General features: G+C 42.5%; 15 protein-coding genes. 3 read left to right on the plus strand and 12 right to left on the minus strand.

Going from position 1 to position 17,235, the window contains the following annotated elements; translation table 11 throughout:
• Positions 1-78: 78 nt before the first annotated feature.
• The 12 genes from NSQ50_RS18855 to NSQ50_RS18910 form a co-directional block, all read right to left on the minus strand.
• Entirely contained in the window at positions 79-843 is a 765-nt protein-coding gene (locus NSQ50_RS18855) for a VOC family protein (protein ID WP_076223167.1), read from the minus strand.
• A 2-nt stretch (positions 844-845) separates the two neighbouring features.
• Complete coding sequence (gene proC, locus NSQ50_RS18860) at positions 846-1,685, minus strand: pyrroline-5-carboxylate reductase (RefSeq protein WP_340949663.1); 840 nt, start codon at positions 1,683-1,685, stop codon at positions 846-848.
• The gene (locus NSQ50_RS18865) at positions 1,670-2,497 is read right to left on the minus strand and encodes a MetQ/NlpA family ABC transporter substrate-binding protein (protein ID WP_076141012.1); all 828 of its coding nucleotides are present in this window, start codon (positions 2,495-2,497) and stop codon (positions 1,670-1,672) included. Before NSQ50_RS18865 ends, proC begins: the two co-directional genes overlap by 16 nt.
• Before the next feature lie 11 nt (positions 2,498-2,508).
• Positions 2,509-3,528 (minus strand): uroporphyrinogen decarboxylase family protein, encoded by a 1,020-nt coding sequence (locus NSQ50_RS18870; RefSeq protein ID WP_076223162.1) that lies wholly within the window; start codon positions 3,526-3,528, stop codon positions 2,509-2,511.
• Between the two features lie 30 nt (positions 3,529-3,558).
• Positions 3,559-4,218 carry a methionine ABC transporter permease gene (locus NSQ50_RS18875; protein WP_036688669.1) on the minus strand — a complete coding sequence of 220 codons (660 nt, stop codon included), beginning with the start codon at positions 4,216-4,218 and terminating at the stop codon, positions 3,559-3,561.
• A complete protein-coding gene (locus tag NSQ50_RS18880; protein ID WP_036688670.1) occupies positions 4,193-5,236 on the minus strand; it encodes a methionine ABC transporter ATP-binding protein in 1,044 nt (347 codons plus the stop codon). Before NSQ50_RS18880 ends, NSQ50_RS18875 begins: the two co-directional genes overlap by 26 nt.
• Positions 5,237-5,263: 27 nt before the next feature.
• The gene (locus NSQ50_RS18885) at positions 5,264-6,424 is read right to left on the minus strand and encodes an amidohydrolase (protein ID WP_076141013.1); all 1,161 of its coding nucleotides are present in this window, start codon (positions 6,422-6,424) and stop codon (positions 5,264-5,266) included.
• 21 nt (positions 6,425-6,445) lie between these two features.
• A complete protein-coding gene (locus tag NSQ50_RS18890) occupies positions 6,446-7,117 on the minus strand; it encodes a GntR family transcriptional regulator (RefSeq protein WP_036688673.1) in 672 nt (223 codons plus the stop codon).
• A 261-nt stretch (positions 7,118-7,378) separates the two neighbouring features.
• On the minus strand, positions 7,379-8,731 hold the full coding sequence (locus NSQ50_RS18895; protein WP_036688675.1) for a sodium-dependent transporter: 1,353 nt from the start codon (positions 8,729-8,731) through the stop codon (positions 7,379-7,381).
• Between the two features lie 283 nt (positions 8,732-9,014).
• A complete protein-coding gene (locus NSQ50_RS18900) occupies positions 9,015-9,662 on the minus strand; it encodes a FusB/FusC family EF-G-binding protein (protein WP_036688678.1) in 648 nt (215 codons plus the stop codon).
• Between the two features lie 317 nt (positions 9,663-9,979).
• Positions 9,980-10,852 carry a carbohydrate ABC transporter permease gene (locus tag NSQ50_RS18905; protein ID WP_036688680.1) on the minus strand — a complete coding sequence of 291 codons (873 nt, stop codon included), beginning with the start codon at positions 10,850-10,852 and terminating at the stop codon, positions 9,980-9,982.
• Between the two features lie 15 nt (positions 10,853-10,867).
• Complete coding sequence (locus NSQ50_RS18910) at positions 10,868-11,824, minus strand: ABC transporter permease (protein ID WP_036688682.1); 957 nt, start codon at positions 11,822-11,824, stop codon at positions 10,868-10,870.
• Positions 11,825-11,968: 144 nt separating this feature from the next.
• Here NSQ50_RS18910 and NSQ50_RS18915 point away from each other — a divergent pair, with 144 nt between their 5' ends.
• The 3 genes from NSQ50_RS18915 (at position 11,969) to NSQ50_RS18925 (ending at position 17,186) form a co-directional block, all read left to right on the plus strand.
• Positions 11,969-13,780, plus strand: a complete 1,812-nt coding sequence (locus NSQ50_RS18915; protein WP_076141014.1) for a sensor histidine kinase — start codon at positions 11,969-11,971, stop codon at positions 13,778-13,780.
• A gap of 4 nt (positions 13,781-13,784) precedes the next feature.
• Positions 13,785-15,395 carry a response regulator transcription factor gene (locus tag NSQ50_RS18920; RefSeq protein ID WP_076141015.1) on the plus strand — a complete coding sequence of 537 codons (1,611 nt, stop codon included), beginning with the start codon at positions 13,785-13,787 and terminating at the stop codon, positions 15,393-15,395.
• A 105-nt stretch (positions 15,396-15,500) separates the two neighbouring features.
• Positions 15,501-17,186, plus strand: a complete 1,686-nt coding sequence (locus NSQ50_RS18925) for an ABC transporter substrate-binding protein (protein WP_076127158.1) — start codon at positions 15,501-15,503, stop codon at positions 17,184-17,186.
• Positions 17,187-17,235: the final 49 nt, after the last annotated feature.

Consider the following 17,235-nt stretch of genomic DNA (forward strand, 5'->3'; position numbering starts at 1 on the left):
AATAGCAAAAAGACTTACTCGAGGTATCGATCCCTTCAAGTAAGTCTTTATTTCTAAAGTTATAAAGATACTAGTCCCTTAAACGAAAACATACTCCCCATCACCAATCCGAATCGTCTTCCCTTTCAGCTCTAACGAATCCGTTTCAAAAACCACCTGCTTGAATTGGTTCTCGTCTCCTTGCACGAAAGCAAATGATCTATCGCCAATCTTAAGGCTGAAGGTATCATCCTCTGACTTCGTAACAGGCAGTCCGAATATGGTTCCCCAATGGTTGGCTGCAGCTTCAGGATCGGAGACATGAAATACAGCACGGACGATTTCGACTTCTCCCGCAGGATGAGGCTTAATGACTCCAGATGATGTTAATCTTTCCACTCGCTCTGTATCCGTTCCGCTCCATTGAATGATGAACGGATAGACCAGTCCCCCAAAGTCACCAGCAATGGTCATCATCCGCCACTCTATTAATCTGCCCTCGTTATCTAGTCGCTTACCATCGATAATTGGAGATAATGATAAGCCTGCTGCTTTCAGGGAAGCCGCTACTTCTTCAATATCATCCGTCCGGATAACTACTCTACTTAGAACTTCATGTTCTGGTAAAAGTTCAACTGCATCTTTCACCACTAGATTATGTTCAGTTGCCTTTGCCAGCTCAAGATTCTCAATGCCCAGAAACTCGAGATAGGTTAGCCCAAAGTAACTTAAGGCATTATAGGTTCCCCAATCTTTATGAGATCCTCCTTTAAAAGCAACCAATCCATGAGCTCCAAAGATCTCAACCGGTTTGGCCAAATCATTGACATAGTGAACTAAATGATCCCATTTCATCGTTGCCATGATTACTTCACTCCCAGCTCAGTAGTACGTTTTACGGCTGCCAGAACACTTCTTTGCAGGCCCGCTGCGAAATCACTGTTGTTTAATTCGTACAAGCCATGCATGCCGACACCGCCAGGTGAATTATTAATATCCAGCAGCTGTCGTGGATGCAGCCCTGTTTGTTGCAGCATTGCTACCGATCCCATCATATTCTCCAATGCAACCTTCCAGGCTTGCTCACGCGGCAGTCCGGCAAGTACACCTGCATCCACGAGAGATTCAATGAAATAATAGATATAGTTAGGACCCGCCACACCAAATCCAGTGAAAACATCCATTAACGCCTCATCCAGATATTGTACTTTTCCAAAGCCAAGTAAGAAATGCTCCACTTGATCACGAGTAGCATAAGCATTTAACGCTACACCACTATATCCATATCCTGTATCGGTTAAAGTATTGGGGATAACCCGGATAATGGACCGTTCAGCTCCAAAATACCCAGCTAATTGATCATTTGTCACACCCGCCACAATCGATACGATTGCGGCAGAAGCTGTAGCGAATTGTTGTACGTTTTGACCAAGTGTAGTTAAATCATCCTGTGGGCGAACTGCCACTACAATCACATCTGCTGTAGACAGGTTATGCTCTTGCGAACTCTCCGTATCCACACCGTATTTGGTATTCAAAAACTGCAGACGCGCTTCATTAATATCCGATACACTAATTTGATTTACAGACAAGGTGTTATTCGCTATACATGCGCGGATGATCGCTTCCGCCATCTGTCCGCCACCAATAAAATGAATCTTTTCTTTGGTCACTCCGTTCACTTCCTTAATTAATTGTTGTCCCAAGCTTCAGGTAGAATGAAACCATCATATTTTTCTAATCCAAGAATATATTCTTCAAACTCTTTGGATTCATAAGCAGCTTTCAAATCTTTAGCCCACTGAGAATTTTCATCCTTTTTATTAACCGATACGATAATTCTGTGTTCCATAGGTGTGTTTTCTATTTTCAAAGCATCCGTAATCTTTCTGTCCGAATTGGCAATATAATTACCGTTTACAACGCCATAATCAACATCTTGAAGGGAGACAAGGATTTGAGCGGGGTCCAGTATTTTAATATCAATATTATATTTATCCGGTTCCATACTATTAATATTGAAATCCGCTACGCCCGCCCCTTCTTTAATTTTGACCCAACCCAATTCTTCCAGAATACGTAGTGCACGCTCTTGGTTTACCGGATCGTTCGGAACAGCTACGGTTGTACCGTCTTTAACATCGTCTAGCGTGGTATGATTTACAGAATAAAGACCTTGTGGAGCACCTGGAACATAAGCAATTCCGACCATATCTGCATTGATTTCTTCGTTAATGGCCTCCATATAGGCTGTACTTTGGAATATACTTGCGTCAATGGAGCCTTCTTTCATTGCTGGATTGACCTGCATATTTTGCGAGAAGGTTTTAATGTCAACGGAATACCCTTGTTTCTCTAAAATCGGTAGAATCGATTGGCGGAATTGTTCCTCATAGGTTCCAACACCAAATCCAACGGTAAGCTTTTTCTTATCTCCAGAATCCCCCGCCTCTTTATTGCCACAAGCCGTCAACACTGCAAGAACACCTATCATCATCACTAACATTAACTTTTTCATACTTACTTCCCCTATTCCAATATAGATTTTTTAAATTGTGCCAACGCCTCATCCGTCACATTGAGTGGGATTGCGCAATTTGGAGATAGAATAAACGGCTGGTCTTTCATTAACTTTAATGCATCTTCAGCCTGCTGCTTGATTTGGGCAATATCGTTTACCGCAAACAACCCATGATCGACTCCCCCCACTTTAGTAGCTTTGAGATTTGCCTCTAACCCTGGATTCCCCTCGGCTATCGTATCCCAACTGATCCCATCAATCCGATAATCGTTGAACTTCTCAGGCTGGGCGTAAGCTCCACAAGTATGAAGAATGTTTTTTCCATAGCTTGCTGCTTCTAACACAATAGAATCATAAGGTCTGGACAGCTCATCAAACATTGCTTCATCAAATAATCCTGGGTGAGCTGTGCCCGTCACTGCGTAGAACAAACCGTCAGAGCCCGCTTGCTGTAACTCTTGTACATAATCGGCTAAAGTTAAGGAAATCGCATGTAGCGCATGGTGTGCTGCCGCTCGATGTTCTTTAAACAAGGATTCCAAAGTTACCGGGTGCTCAATACCAAACACCGTTTTAGTAACGTAAGCAGAACGTCCTACAATAAATAGCAGCACTGTTAATGGTGAAAATACCGTCTGGATTAGTGGGGTATCTGGTAACCCTTGGCGAATTTTTCTAACCGCATCTAAATGCTCTGCCAAAGGGGCTGACTGGACTGCCTTTTTAACATCGATATCCCACAGACTAGCCGCTGTTGGAATAGCCGTCGTTTGCTGTCTCGGAAATACGGTCTGATAATCCGTAAAATCGTATTGATTCCCCCAAGCTTCCGCCAGATAAGTCGCTCTTGGATTAATCTTGACCCAATCCCAATCATATTTTTTCGTAAAAGAAATCGTAGTTGCTGCTAAATCATCTGCAGTTTGTTCTTTGTCGATAAAATGGCGCCAACCACTTCCGATTGGACGATCCGCCCGTTCTCCTGATAATAATGCGTTAAAACGATCTTGCTTACTCCATTCACTCATCTGTCGAGTCCCTCCCAGAATATGTAGTAACTAGTAACGGCGAATTTTTCTTGCTAGCGTGTTGCCTAAAGATTGAATCCCTTGCACTAAAATAATGAGGATAATCACGGTGGCTACTACGACAACAGTGTCAAAGCGTTGGTATCCATATACGATCGCCAAGTCTCCCACGCCCCCTCCCCCTACCGTTCCAGCCATTGCAGTTGCACCTATCAGACCAATCGTCGCTGTTGTAAGAGACAGGATTAAGGATCCAACCGCCTCTGGCAATAAAAAGTACCAAATGACTTGAAAAGGAGTGGCTCCCATCGCCTCAGCGGCTTCAAGGATTCCCGGATTCACTTCAAGCAGTGAGTTCTCTACCAACCGCCCTATATAAGGTGCGATATAGATAATCAAGGGTACGATCGCTGCGCTTGTCCCAATTGAAGTATGAACAATCAATCGTGTGAAAGGCACAATCGCAACCAGTAAAATAATAAAAGGCAATGAGCGAATGATGTTGATAATCGGATTTAGTACGGCGTAAAGCGCTTTGTTCTCCAAAACCCCACCCGGACGAGTGATGACAAGCAATATCCCAAATGGGATCCCAATCAGGGAGCCAACAAACAAGGAGAACCCTACCATTTGAATTGTTTCTATAATCGCCTGCAGAAATTGATCACCTGTTACTGTGGTCGAAAACATTAGATTCTACCTCCTCTACACCGACTCCATTTCTTGTTAAGAAAGATAATGCATTGTTAATCTCTGCTGCCTCACCATCGAATTGAATGATCACTGTTCCCAGTGTTGTTTCTTGAATTTCCGTCGTATTCGCAAATAAAATATTGACCTTTATATCGCAGGAGCGAATCATTTCAAACAGGATAGGCTCAGAGGCACTTGCTCCCACAAAATTAAGCTTGTACAGCTGACTTCCGGGTTCTGTTTTGATAGATTTCCGCACGCTAGAGGTCATGCTATTTTGAATAACCGTCTTCACGAAATTTTGCGTGGTCAGATGTTTTGGACTTCCGAATACATCTAGAACACTTCCTTGCTCAATAATCCGGCCTTCTTCCATGACCGCTACCTTGTTACAAATCTCTTGAATCACGGACATTTCATGTGTAATGATCATCACGGTAATGTTGTATTCAGCATTGATTTTTTTTAATAGCTGTAAGATAGAATGTGTGGTCTGTGGATCTAAGGCAGAGGTCGCTTCGTCACATAAAAGGATAGACGGATTCGAGGCAAGCGCTCTGGCAATCCCGACACGTTGCTTCTGACCACCTGATAACTCACTCGGGTAACTCCCCGCTTTGTCACTTAATCCAACAAACTCTAGCAGCTCCATTACCCGTTGGCGGATTTCATTTTTATTCTTTTTTAGGAGAACTAGAGGGATCGCCACATTATCAAAAACTTTTTTAGATTCTAATAGATTAAAATGTTGAAAAATCATTCCGATATTTTTCTTAGCGGTACGCAACTCTTTATCGTTGTATGTTCCCAAATCACGTCCAGCGACCATAACTTGTCCTTTGGTGGGTCTTTCCAAATAATTGACTAAACGAATTAATGTACTTTTCCCAGCACCGCTATAGCCGATAACCCCAAATATATCGCCTTTTTCGACCTTTAAATCAATCCCTTTAAGAGCATCAATAGTGGTCCCTTTCCGAGTGAACGATTTGTAAACATTCTTTAATTCAATCATTTCCATTCCCCTCAATCATATATAGGATTAAGCTTCCTCTTGCTGCTTCACCAGCGCTTGTTCTGCCAATAAAGCGAAATACTTAGCAGCTGGTAATATCGCAGCTTCATCAACATCGAAACGAGGGTGATGTAAGGGATAGGCTGGACCTGATCCTATATTCACAAAAGCACCCGGTATCTGTTGTAAATAAAAAGAGAAATCTTCTCCACCCATCTGTGGAGGAATATCATGTACTTCATAGCCGAAATCTGAGGCGATCTTTTTGGTAAAGTCCGCCCATTCCCCATGATTTATCGTTGCGGGTGGACCTGGATACCAATGTAACTGTGCCTCTGCCCCAGCTCCCGCAGCAATCCCTTCGATAAGACGAGTCATTTGTATCGGAATATTGCGGCGAATCTCTTCATTGTAAGTTCTTACTGTACCTTCTAATTCGACTTTTTCCGGCAATACATTCCATGTGAAGCCTCCATTAATTCGGGTAACACTTAACACTACTGGTTCCGTGGTGCTGTTTTGGCGACTTACGATGGTTTGTAGAGCGGTAATGATTTGAGCCGCAGTTACAATCGTATCCACACCTTTTTCAGGATAAGCAGCATGAGCGCCGACACCTTTTATTGTAATTTCAAACCGGTCAACACCGGCTGTTAAAGCTCCTGTTCTTGTTCCAAAAGCTCCTGTAGGCAAGTCAGGTGAATTATGGAGACCAAATATAGCCGCCACATCCTGGAGTCCTCCCGAGGCTAAGACACTTTCCGCCCCATGCCCTGTTTCTTCCGCGGGTTGAAACAATACTCTAACCTTTCCAGGTAATTCACTTTCACGAGCCTTTAATAATAATGCAGCACCTAAAATAGTAGCCGTGTGAAAATCGTGACCACAGGCATGCATCTTTCCTGGGATCTCTGAGGCAAAGGACAATTCAGTTTGTTCCTCTATGGGAAGTGCATCAATATCACAACGAATGGCCACTATGGGTCCGTGACCCTGCCCGATCTCTGCGATGAGTCCGGTTTGTAAAGGCAAGTCAAGGATGTGAATATTGGCTTGGGTCAGCCATTCCCGTAATTTTGTTGTGGTTTTAAACTCTTCATACGCTAATTCAGGCTCACGATGCAGGTTTCTGCGAACCTCTATTAATTGATTAGCTAAAGCTTGCTCAACCTCATTTAGTGGTTTCATAGCTGATGTACTCCCCTTTCGTTATGCTTCCAGCTTTTCTTCAATCCCTTTGATGCGATCAAGCGCAGTCGATAGACTGCTTAAAATATGATCTTGCATGGCTTTTTCAGCACCATCTTCATTTTTAGCAGCGATCATTTGTAAAATAAGATCATGTTCTTCATCCGCTTGTGTGTTCCAATCCCCATGCATAGAGACGAATCGACAATAACGAAGCGAATGATCTCTTAATTGATTCAGAACCTTCTCGAAGGTTTTAAGTTCACTGATTTCTGATAAATAATCATGGAACTCAAATCCATAAGTAACAAAATTCTGATTATCACCAAGCTGGAACGAGTGTTTCATTTTTGTAATCATCGTCGTTAAGTTAACAATATCTTTCTCTGTGGCATGCTTAGCTGCACTTCTTGCAATATAGCCTTCAAGCATGCTGCGAATAAGAAATATTTCTTCAACCTCTTTACGGGTTACTGAAGCTACCCGCAGTCTTCCATTTGGCTGTCGAACCAGAAAATCCTCGTTCTCCAGTCTCTGTATCGCCTCTCTTAGAGGTGTGCGGCTGACTCCGAGCAAGGCCGCCAAATTTTCTTCATTTACAGGTTGATTCGGTTCAAACTCGCTATCAATAATTTTTTGTTTTAATTCATAGTAGGTATTATCCTTTGATAACCTTCGTGATCGTATCGCCATTTCTATACTGCTCCTCATCGATAATCTATGGGGTCCGAACCCCAATAATATATTTGTATAATTGTATACAATTATTAGTTAAGGATTGATTAGTTAGTTACATTCCCTTCCATACCGTTCAAGCTTTTTTATACTATATTCCAATTATTCCACCTAGTCAAGTAGGAATTAAAAATCAATCTAATCCCCTCTTTTCAACACAAAAAAACCCTACAACCAACAAGGGTCGTAGAGCTATTTTTGAATAAATAAATTTCAGAATTAGAAAGAAATAATTCCCGAGGTATGGAGCAGCACTAGGAACACTAGGATCGGCGCCACATAACGGAGCATAAACAGCCAAACACGGAACCAGCGCGCCTGTAGTCCAGCGGCTTCCGCTGCACCTTTCCAGAAATAACCGGCGAAGATGGTAATCAGCAGACCTCCAAGCGGCAGCATAATGTTAGAGGTGATAAAATCCAGCCCATCAAATAGAGATTTGCCACCAATCGTTAGCTCCGGGAACATTCCCAGTGACATCGCTAAAGGAATACTAAGAAGGAAACAGATCAGCGTCAAAATCCAAACCGAACGTTTCCGGCTCCAATTCCAGCGCTCCATTGTGAAGGATACAGGCACTTCAAGCAGCGATACAGCTGAGGTTAGAGCAGCAATCGCCAGCAAGATAAAGAACAAACCGCCGAAGAGCGCACCAAAAGGCATAGCCGAGAAAGCGGCTGGCAAAGCGATAAAAATCAGCGAAGGCCCCTGATCAGGAGCAATACCAAATGAGAACGTCGTCGGAAAAATAATCAAGCCTGCGATAAAAGCATATAACAAATCTCCTGCACCGATTGCGATGGCAGCGGTACCCAGCGATTGTTTTTTATCAACATAAGATCCGTAAGTCAGGAGAATCCCCATCCCGAGCGATAATGAAAAGAAGGCATGTCCCAATGCAACTAGCGCAGATTCCGCTGTCAACACTGAAAAGTCCGGTTTTAGGAAAAAGGATACCCCTGCGGATGCACCCGGTAAGGTTACCGCGCGAATCATTAACACTACAAGGAGTACGACCATACCAGGAATTAATACTTTGTTAAATTTCTCAATCCCGCCTGATACACCAAGGATGACTACACCCGCCGTAATCAGAATGGCTATCCCCTGCCAAACGATTGGCATATATCCAGAGACAAACGAATTGAATTCGCCTGCATAATCAGTAGTGCTGAATAGTTGTCCATTAAAAGCAATCATCGAATAGTTCAGCGTCCAGCCAGCAACAATAATATAAAAGGAGAGAATTAGAAACGGCGCAAGCACCTGCAACATTCCAGCTGCAAACCAACTCTTCCCGCCTCCAGCCCGCATAAAAGAGGTCGCCGCACTACCACGCCCACTGCGTCCGATAGCCAGTTCTGCCAACAGCACCGGTAACCCTATCAGCACCAAACAGACGATGAAAAGAAGGAAAAAAGCTGCCCCCCCATTTTCCCCTGTAATATAAGGAAACTTCCACATATTCCCTAGCCCAACCGAGCTGCCAATGGCGGCAAAAATAAAGCCCGCGGAAGAGAAGCGTTCCTCCTTCTCCGAGAGAAGATTTTTGTTACCCTTAATTTGATTCATTATAACGCCCCGTTTTCTTTTTTAGACCTCATTATAGCTTAAGTAACAAAGCACGTCATATGGAAATTTTCTGACTATTCTTATAACTACTCAAATTTTCTGTTTGTAAACGCTTATATTGTTTATTCAGTCACTGAATCTTACGAAGAATTATACTACTAACTCCCCTTTCTCATTATATCCACTAATGTCGTGCCTCATTGCTTCAATGAAACGAATTGTCTATATCCTGACGATATCTTTTAACAAAAAAGGCTCCCACTAAGGGAGCCTTTTCTAAACATTATTTGCGGACAGAGAGAATGAACCTCTCAAGCTTAGCTGTATCGGTTATGCTCCGATTACATTCCTGATTATCCAAACATACGTATTGACCCACAGCAGAAATATTATCCGGCGAAACGTTCACATTCTTGGTCTTAACATAAAAGAATGCAAGCTCTTGATGCCGATTGCAGAACATGCAGTACCCTTTTTTGTGCGTTGGTGTAATTCTACCCTCTATACCAATGAACTGTCCTTCGTACGGATAGATAATGAATAATTTATTACTGGCAATATCTATCCAACTCAAATACGTTATGTTGCGATAGTCGATGAGTTGTAGATCAGGTACTTTCAGTTTCTTATTCTTAGGGAATAGCTTCTGAATCTGCTTCAGCGTAATCGTCGGATATGACTCTAGGTATGGTTCTAATTCACTAAGATATCTCTGGAAATCTTCTGCAGTTTCGAAGGTCGATATTTGTTCCAGCATCTGCTTGTGATTCTCCGTAAGAGAAGGAAATGCCTCAATAATGTTCGTAGCAGCACTATATCTTACAGTCTCCAAGACTCTGCGATCCGCAACGGTTCGCAGGGTATGCAGAACAAATTTCGTTTGTTTCTTAATTAAGTTATATTGATGGTTTCTAATAAATGGTGTACACATCGCTTTTCAGCCCCTTATTTATATTAAAAGTTCATAAGGTGCAAAGCCCATTTATAGAAACGATAAAATTAAGTTGGGCGATATATCCATCCATCGCACCTCACGCAAAGTATCGCCCTATATTAGGCTTTGCGTGAGGAACTTCTAGCTAATGGGCATTTCAACATTAGCACTGTACCACCTCCGAGCATATTTCATGCCAAAAGTATAGCACCGTATTTTAGAAGGCGCAATTCATCTCGGGTGTCTATTTTTCATGCCATACCTACAAAAAAAGGGAGCTACATGGACTAGTCCAGTAACTCCCTCTTTTTTGACTATTCTTTTACAGCGCCGACTACGATCCCTGTCACAAAATAACGTTGCAGGAATGGATAAACCAACAATATCGGTAGCGCACTTATGAAAATCTGTGAAGCCCGTATGGTCCGTTGAGACAAGTTAGCTACGGCTGACGGATCAAGCTTGGACATATCTGCCTGAACGATAATGGTCTGCATAAACGTCGCCAGCGGCAGCTTATCCGAATCTCTGATATAGATTATACCGTCAAAATAAGAGTTCCAATGACCCACCATCATGAATAGAGAAACCGTTGCAATGACTGGTAAGGAGACTGGTAAATATATTTTCAAAAAGGTCTTAAAATGTCCTGCCCCATCAATAAAGGCCGCTTCCTCAAGGTCCTTAGGTACACCACGGAAGAAGTTCAGCAGCAAAATGATGTTAAATACGGCTACCAATCCAGGTAGGATAAGTGCCATCAAAGAATTCATCAGCCCGAGCTTTAGAATCAGGATATATCCCGGAATCAGACCCCCACTGAACAGCATGGTTACGACAAAATACCAAAGGTAGATATTACGCGCCCGGAAAACTCTAGTTTCCTTAGAAAGAGCATAGGCTGCAACCGTATTTACTACCAGTGCAAGTGCTGTTCCTAGGATTGTCCGCTCTACCGACACCCACAGGGATGTAAGAAAATTAGTGTTGTTAAAAGTTTTTGCATAGGCCTCCAAAGTGAAGCCAATTGGCCAAAAGGTGACCAAACCAGCATTGGCTGGGGCGGACGCACTAAGAGATACCATGAGTAAGTGATACAATGGCAGCAAGCAGAGCACCGAAAGGATAGTTAGGAGCACATTGTTGAATATGCTAAATATTCGATATGGAAGGGTTTTATGGTACATTTGTTGTCATCCTTTCTAGAAAATTCTGTACCCTGCAAATCTATAGGCAAGTCGGTATGAAATAACGATTAGAATTAAACTAATTGCCGATTTAAAAAGATTAACTGCGGTCGCAAAGCTGAATTGTCCGCTGAGAAGACCTTCTCTGTACACAAAGGTATCAATGATATCCCCTTGTTGATAGATCAAAGGACTATATAGATTAAATACCTGGTCAAAGTTGGCGTTCAATACATTGCCCAGTGCCAAGGTCGCAATTACAATAGCAATTGGAATAAGTGCTGGTATGGTAATATACATCGTTTGCTTCCAGCGACCTGCCCCATCCACTTCAGCAGCTTCATAAAGTGATGGATTAATGCCGGATAGCGCAGCTAGGAAAATGATCGTGTTGAAACCAAATTCTTTCCAAACATCACTGGCTATGATGGTAAATCGGAACCAATTGCCGTCCCCTAGAAAAAAGATCGGTTTTATGCCGAAAACGGACGAAATAAACTGATTGACGATCCCTGTTTGTGCTAGGATATCGATCAGAATTCCTGAAAGGGTAACCCAAGACAAGAAATGCGGTAGATAGACGAGTGTTTGAATAGATCTTTTAAGACCCATATTCCTTACCTCATTGAGCAACAAAGCGAATATAAAAGGAATAATCAGGTTCAAAACAATTTTGGAGCAAGCAAAAAACAGTGTATTCCAGGTGATTTGCAGGAAATAATCGTTCTCCCACATGTACCTAAAATGCTTAAGTCCGACCCATTCGGAATCAAAAAATCCTAATGCAGGCTTATAATCCTGAAATGCCATGAGTATTCCTGACATGGGGATATAAGAAAAAATAAAAACCATAATTGCCGCTGGTAATACCATGAAGTGGAGCACCCATGGTTGTTTATAGCCTTTTTTTCTTTTTCTTTTTATACTTGGTTTATTTTCCAGGCCTACCTGCTGTATTGAATTAGCCTCCATAGCTCTCTCCTGTTCCCAAAAAAAATATTTTGTGTGTGATGGGGATCTCTGCTATAAATAGTATCAGGCGTTTCTCAGGTTTGACTATATAACATTGTTAGGCTTGATATGGTTTTATTAGGACATCATCTGGAGGGTACATTTATGAATATTTGGAAGCGCTTTACATCCCTGAGAGAATTAACACAATCCCGGTTTAGTTTGTTTGCCAAAATAAACTGCCTGATCATACTCTTGTTCATCCCCATCATTATCATGTATACCTTTTCAAATAACGTCACATACGATGTTGTAAGCAAAGAGCTGCAGGTGTCCAATACGAAGCAGCTCACTTTTCTGTCCAGTCAAATTGATTCGCGTATTAATCAGATGATGGACTTCGCCCTTATCCTTTCTAGAGATCCCAATGTCAGAGCCTTCAACGGATTAAACATTTGGGCGGATCGATATGATCAGATGCAGACCCGGTATGTCATTCAGGAAAAGATGGTGCTTCAATCCGGGGTTGCAGATATTTGGCCTGCCAGATATGCCGTACATTCACAGCAAAATAAAGATGTCATCTCCAACTACAACCGGACATTTGGGTATGATGAGGATTACTTAAAAAGAAATATGAGTGGAAAATGGACGTATGGCGATCATAGCTTGGAATCTAAAGACGAGCTAAAATCCTTTTACTGGTTCTATACGGATTCCTTAGCTCAGCCGGGGATGTTGACGGGAAGCAACTTGGTGATTGAAGCCAGCTTCAGTTATGAGAATATTCAGAACATGCTGGATACGTACAAGGAAGGTGGACAAGGTGATCCTTTTTTCTATCATAAAGGGAACTCGCCAATTCTGAATCGCAGTGCGGACAAGCAGTTATCTGAAGAACTCATTCTTTACCTGGATAAACACTCACCTGAGAACACTACCCAGGATGTAGTCAAACTCAATGGCAAGAACTACCTGGTCAGCTCTGTGAAGTCCTCCTATTTGGATTGGAATTTAATAGATGTTGTCCCTCTATATCAAATCCTAAAACCCATTTCGCTCAGTCAGGATTTGTTCTATATCTCGATGATTTTGCTGTTTGTTATGGGAATTTCCGCTTCCATATTACTATACAGAAATGTTCAATATCCTATCAAAAAGCTAATTAAAGGCTTACGGCGCGTGCAGCGTGGAGATTATTCTGTACGTCTTCATAACGAGGGCCGGAACGAGTTTTCGTTTCTATTCCATCGCTTTAATGATATGTCCCATCAAATTCAAGACCTGATAGAGAATGTGTTCAATGAGAAAATCCGTGCCCGCGAAGCTACACTTAAGCAACTGCAGGCGCAAATCAATCCACATTTTCTCTATAACTGCCTTGGTTATATTATCAATATGGCCCAAATGAAGGATGAGGACGCTGTCGTCTCAATGGCTTATAATTTAAGTGCTTACTATCGTTATACTACCCGAATGGAACGGGAAACCGCGTCACTGGATGAAGAAATCAAGCTGCTCGTCAACTATTTGGATATTCAAAAGCTGCGCAATGCCAGAATTGATTATCATATCGAAATCCCTGAGAACATGTTAAGCCAGTCTGTGCCACGTCTAATGCTTCAGCCTATTGTGGAGAACTCAGTCATTCACGGAGTGGCCAAATCGTATTCATCGGGTGAGATTAGCATTAGTGGTGAGATTTCGAACGGCTTCTGCAAGATTTATATTGATGACGACGGGCCTGGCTTGAATCCGGAGCAGTTAGAAGCTTTGAATCGTAAAATGCAGGAGCCATTGCAGGAAGAAATGGGCTGTGGGCTCTGGAATACGAATCAGCGGATCATGCACCTGTTCGGTAATCAATCCTGTCTAACCTTTAAACCATCCCCTCTTGGAGGTTTCCGAACAGAGATTATCTGGGAAATCCCTACTGAGGATGAATATTCTAAATTTAAGAATCATCAAGGAGAATAACAACATGCAAATGATTATAGTAGACGATGAAGCGCACTGGGTAGATAATCTTGCCATGACTAAACCCTGGCATACGCTAGGAATTGAACAGGTGCATAAAGCGTATTCGGCACGTGAGGCGCTACAAATTATCGATACCAACCCGATTGATATTGTGATCTCGGATATCCAAATGCCCGAAATGACGGGAATTGAATTAATAGAGCGGATAAGAAAACGTGATAAAAAGATTAAATGCATTATTTTATCAGGCCATTCGGAGTTCGATTACGCCAAAAAAGCACTCCAGCATAATGCTGTCGATTATTTGCTTAAGCCACCTACCGATGATGAAATCATCGGTGCAGTCAAAACTGCCATCGAGCAATTGAACACAGAATGGGAACTTATCAGTTCGCTTAAACGAACCCAGTTTACCCTACGGGAAAATCTGCCGCTTTTACGTGGTCAACTGCTGCTTGATGCCTTGCAAGGTCATCAATTTCAAGCTGGCGAATGGGAACGGAAGCTCGTAAATTATGATTTGCCCTTCCATTCTGGCGATTGCGCTTTGATGCTTGTACGCATGGAAGAAGAATTTAGCCATTATAACAATAATGATCAAACCTTAATTGAATATGCCATCATCAATATGGCTGAAGAGATTATGGGTGAATTCATGCAGGTCTGGGGCGTTAAAGAAGAACATGGATATCTTGTGTTTCTGCTTCAGCTTAAAGAGAAAGGATCCGACATCGGCAAAGAAACCATCCTAGAAAAGCTTTCTTTACAGCTTCAGTATAAGGTTAAGCAATTTCTGAAAGGTTCCCTGTCCATAGTAATCACCGAGTGGTTCCAGTTTCCCGAGAAGGTGTCGAGCCGTTTCCGTCAGGCTACAGCTTATTTCCGGCAGATCGTGGGAGACGAGCGCGAATTCGTAATGCGGGTCAGCGAATTTGAACCTTCCACCACCCAAGGACCTTTGGATGCCCTTTACACCCCGCCGACACTAATTCACCTGCTTGAAAGTGGGCATTGGGATGCTGCGGAAGAGAAACTACTCGCTGTCTGCGCGGAGCTGGATGAGAAATGGTCTGAATCGTGGGAGCATTGCATGGAGGCCGGTTTTTTAATCACTGCATCCTTCACGAATCTCGCACACCGAAATGGACATACTCTAGCTAACTTAGTGGGAGACGATCTCGGTTGGTTGCAAAGCGGTGAAGCGTTCTCGACCATCGGTAAACTTAGAAAATGGTCCCTCAGCATCCTGAGCAAATTGAAAGAAGGAACGTCTAACGAAATTAAGGACATCAGGTCTGAATATGTGAAAAAGATTCAAGATTTCACAGACAAAAACCTGCATTTAGATGTTTCATTACGGGTTCTGGCTGACCATGTAAACCTCCATCCGACTCATTTATCAAAAATTTATAAGATTGAAACGGGTGAAGGAATAAGCGATTATATCTCGCGCCTGCGCATGGATCGGGCCTGCCATAAGCTGAAAAACACTTCTAAAAAAGTCTATGAAATCAGCATGGAGATTGGCTATATGGACCCTGCTTATTTTATAAAAGTATTCAAACGACAGTTCGGAGTAACACCGCAGGAATATCGAGACAATAATAAATAGCATGATAGAGTCCTATCGAAACTAAAAATCTCATATAGATGCCATCCCCGACTAGTTGTTAAAGTTACACTTGTAAAGATCATACACAGTAGGGGGAATTAAAGAATGATCAAGTTCAAAAAAATGTGGTCGTTGTTAACGGTCACAGCACTTATCACACTCACAGCCTGTGGCAGTGGCGGCGGAAATAATGAAAACGCCAAACAAAACAATACCACATCGTCTGAGACTAGTTTATCTGAAGCAGATGCTGCTTTTGAAAAAGGTAAATACGATCCACCCATCGAGTTCAGTTCGGTATTGATGCCGAAGAAATATGTTCAAGGCGATACAAAAGAAAACAATGTTCACGATCGCTGGATGCTGGAAACACTGGGCATGAAGCATAAAGATACTTGGTATCCTGCCAATGACGATCAATACAGACAAAAGCTTCAGCTTGCCATTGCTTCTGGCGAAAAGCTGCCTGACTTCGTTTCTGTACCAACCAATGCAGTGTTGACCAATCAACTGATTGATTCCGGTCAGTTCATTGCTATCGATGAGTTGTTTGACAAGTATGCTAATAAAATTCTAAAAGATCATGCTGCAGCACACCCAGAACTTTGGTATCCATTCACAAAAGACGGTAAGAAATACAATATGCCGATCCTTGAATATACCGATAATGACGATACTCTTCTCTGGTTACGTGAAGATTGGATGGAAAAGCTGAACCTTCAGGCTCCAAAAACAATCGCCGATCTTGAGAATATCATGGACAAATTTAAGAACGAAAACCCTGATGGTCTAGCACCTAAAGATGTTTTCCCACTTGCGATTTCTTTGAAAAATAATACAAACACCTGGATGGGCCAACTCGACTGGTTATTCGGTGCTTACGGTACGATTGAGGAACAATGGAATAAAGATGCCGACGGCAATCTGGAATACGGTTCCATTAACCCTGGTGCTAAACAAGCCCTTGCTAAGCTTAGTGAGTGGATGGACAAAGGTTATATTCACACAGACTCTGCACTTTGGGATGAAGGTAAATCTGCTGAAAGCTGGACAAAAGGCGCCGCAGGTATTCTACCAGGAGCAAACTGGGTTCCAGACTGGCCGGCTCCCGATCTTATGAAAAATGTACCTGGAGCGAAGATCAAAGCTTATCCGGTTCCAGCAGGTCCAGACGGACTCATCGGTACCAAATGGCAGAACTCTGGGGTAAACGCTAGTATCATGATTAACAAAGATGCTAAGCACCCTGAAGCAATTTTCTTATACTACAACTACTTGCTTGATAACCTAGCTAATCCAGCAGCTGGTAGTGAATTTGAATACGGCTTTGCTAAAGGCTACGATTGGGACATGATTGATGGAAAGCCTACTAGTGATAAAGAGAAGATTAAAGACTTCTCCAATGAGTTTCCTTTCTTAACTGGACCGGCTCGTATTCCTGATCTGTTCATGAAGACATTGGTTAAACTTGCTGATGGTGAAACCCCTGTAACTCCTTATGAAAAACAAATGGCTGAGTTCCGTAAACCGGAAAACTGGGCCGCTGCAAAAGTTGTTATGTCACAAATAGACATTCGTAGACAGAACTATTTCACTGGCGCTGCGACACCAACGATGGTATCCAAATGGAATCTGCTTCGTCAATCCGAAATGGAAACCTTCAACAAAATCATTTACGGTAAGCTTCCTGTAGATGCCTTTGACTCCTTTGTTTCCAACTGGAAAGCAAATGGTGGTGATCAAATCACCAAAGAAGTTAACGAATGGTTCAAGTCTGTATCCACCAAATAGACTAAAGTAAATAAAAACAAGCCGGAGCGTGATCCTTTCGCTCCGGCTT

The sequence above is a fragment of the Paenibacillus sp. FSL R10-2788 genome, from assembly GCF_038003885.1.
Taxonomy (GTDB): Bacteria; Bacillota; Bacilli; order Paenibacillales; family Paenibacillaceae; genus Paenibacillus_AQ; species Paenibacillus_AQ odorifer.

What these genes read in the sequence shown, in the direction of transcription:
- NSQ50_RS18855 (WP_076223167.1), bottom strand. Translation starts at nt 843, where the DNA reads ATGGCAACGATGAAATGGGATCATTTAGTTCACTATGTCAATGATTTG.
- NSQ50_RS18865 (WP_076141012.1), bottom strand. Translation starts at nt 2,497, where the DNA reads ATGAAAAAGTTAATGTTAGTGATGATGATAGGTGTTCTTGCAGTGTTG.
- NSQ50_RS18870 (WP_076223162.1), bottom strand. Translation starts at nt 3,528, where the DNA reads ATGAGTGAATGGAGTAAGCAAGATCGTTTTAACGCATTATTATCAGGA.
- NSQ50_RS18875 (WP_036688669.1), bottom strand. Translation starts at nt 4,218, where the DNA reads ATGTTTTCGACCACAGTAACAGGTGATCAATTTCTGCAGGCGATTATA.
- NSQ50_RS18880 (WP_036688670.1), bottom strand. Translation starts at nt 5,236, where the DNA reads ATGATTGAATTAAAGAATGTTTACAAATCGTTCACTCGGAAAGGGACC.
- NSQ50_RS18885 (WP_076141013.1), bottom strand. Translation starts at nt 6,424, where the DNA reads ATGAAACCACTAAATGAGGTTGAGCAAGCTTTAGCTAATCAATTAATA.
- NSQ50_RS18890 (WP_036688673.1), bottom strand. Translation starts at nt 7,117, where the DNA reads ATGGCGATACGATCACGAAGGTTATCAAAGGATAATACCTACTATGAA.
- NSQ50_RS18895 (WP_036688675.1), bottom strand. Translation starts at nt 8,731, where the DNA reads ATGAATCAAATTAAGGGTAACAAAAATCTTCTCTCGGAGAAGGAGGAA.
- NSQ50_RS18900 (WP_036688678.1), bottom strand. Translation starts at nt 9,662, where the DNA reads ATGTGTACACCATTTATTAGAAACCATCAATATAACTTAATTAAGAAA.
- NSQ50_RS18905 (WP_036688680.1), bottom strand. Translation starts at nt 10,852, where the DNA reads ATGTACCATAAAACCCTTCCATATCGAATATTTAGCATATTCAACAAT.
- NSQ50_RS18910 (WP_036688682.1), bottom strand. Translation starts at nt 11,824, where the DNA reads ATGGAGGCTAATTCAATACAGCAGGTAGGCCTGGAAAATAAACCAAGT.
- NSQ50_RS18915 (WP_076141014.1), top strand. Translation starts at nt 11,969, where the DNA reads ATGAATATTTGGAAGCGCTTTACATCCCTGAGAGAATTAACACAATCC.
- NSQ50_RS18920 (WP_076141015.1), top strand. Translation starts at nt 13,785, where the DNA reads ATGCAAATGATTATAGTAGACGATGAAGCGCACTGGGTAGATAATCTT.
- NSQ50_RS18925 (WP_076127158.1), top strand. Translation starts at nt 15,501, where the DNA reads ATGATCAAGTTCAAAAAAATGTGGTCGTTGTTAACGGTCACAGCACTT.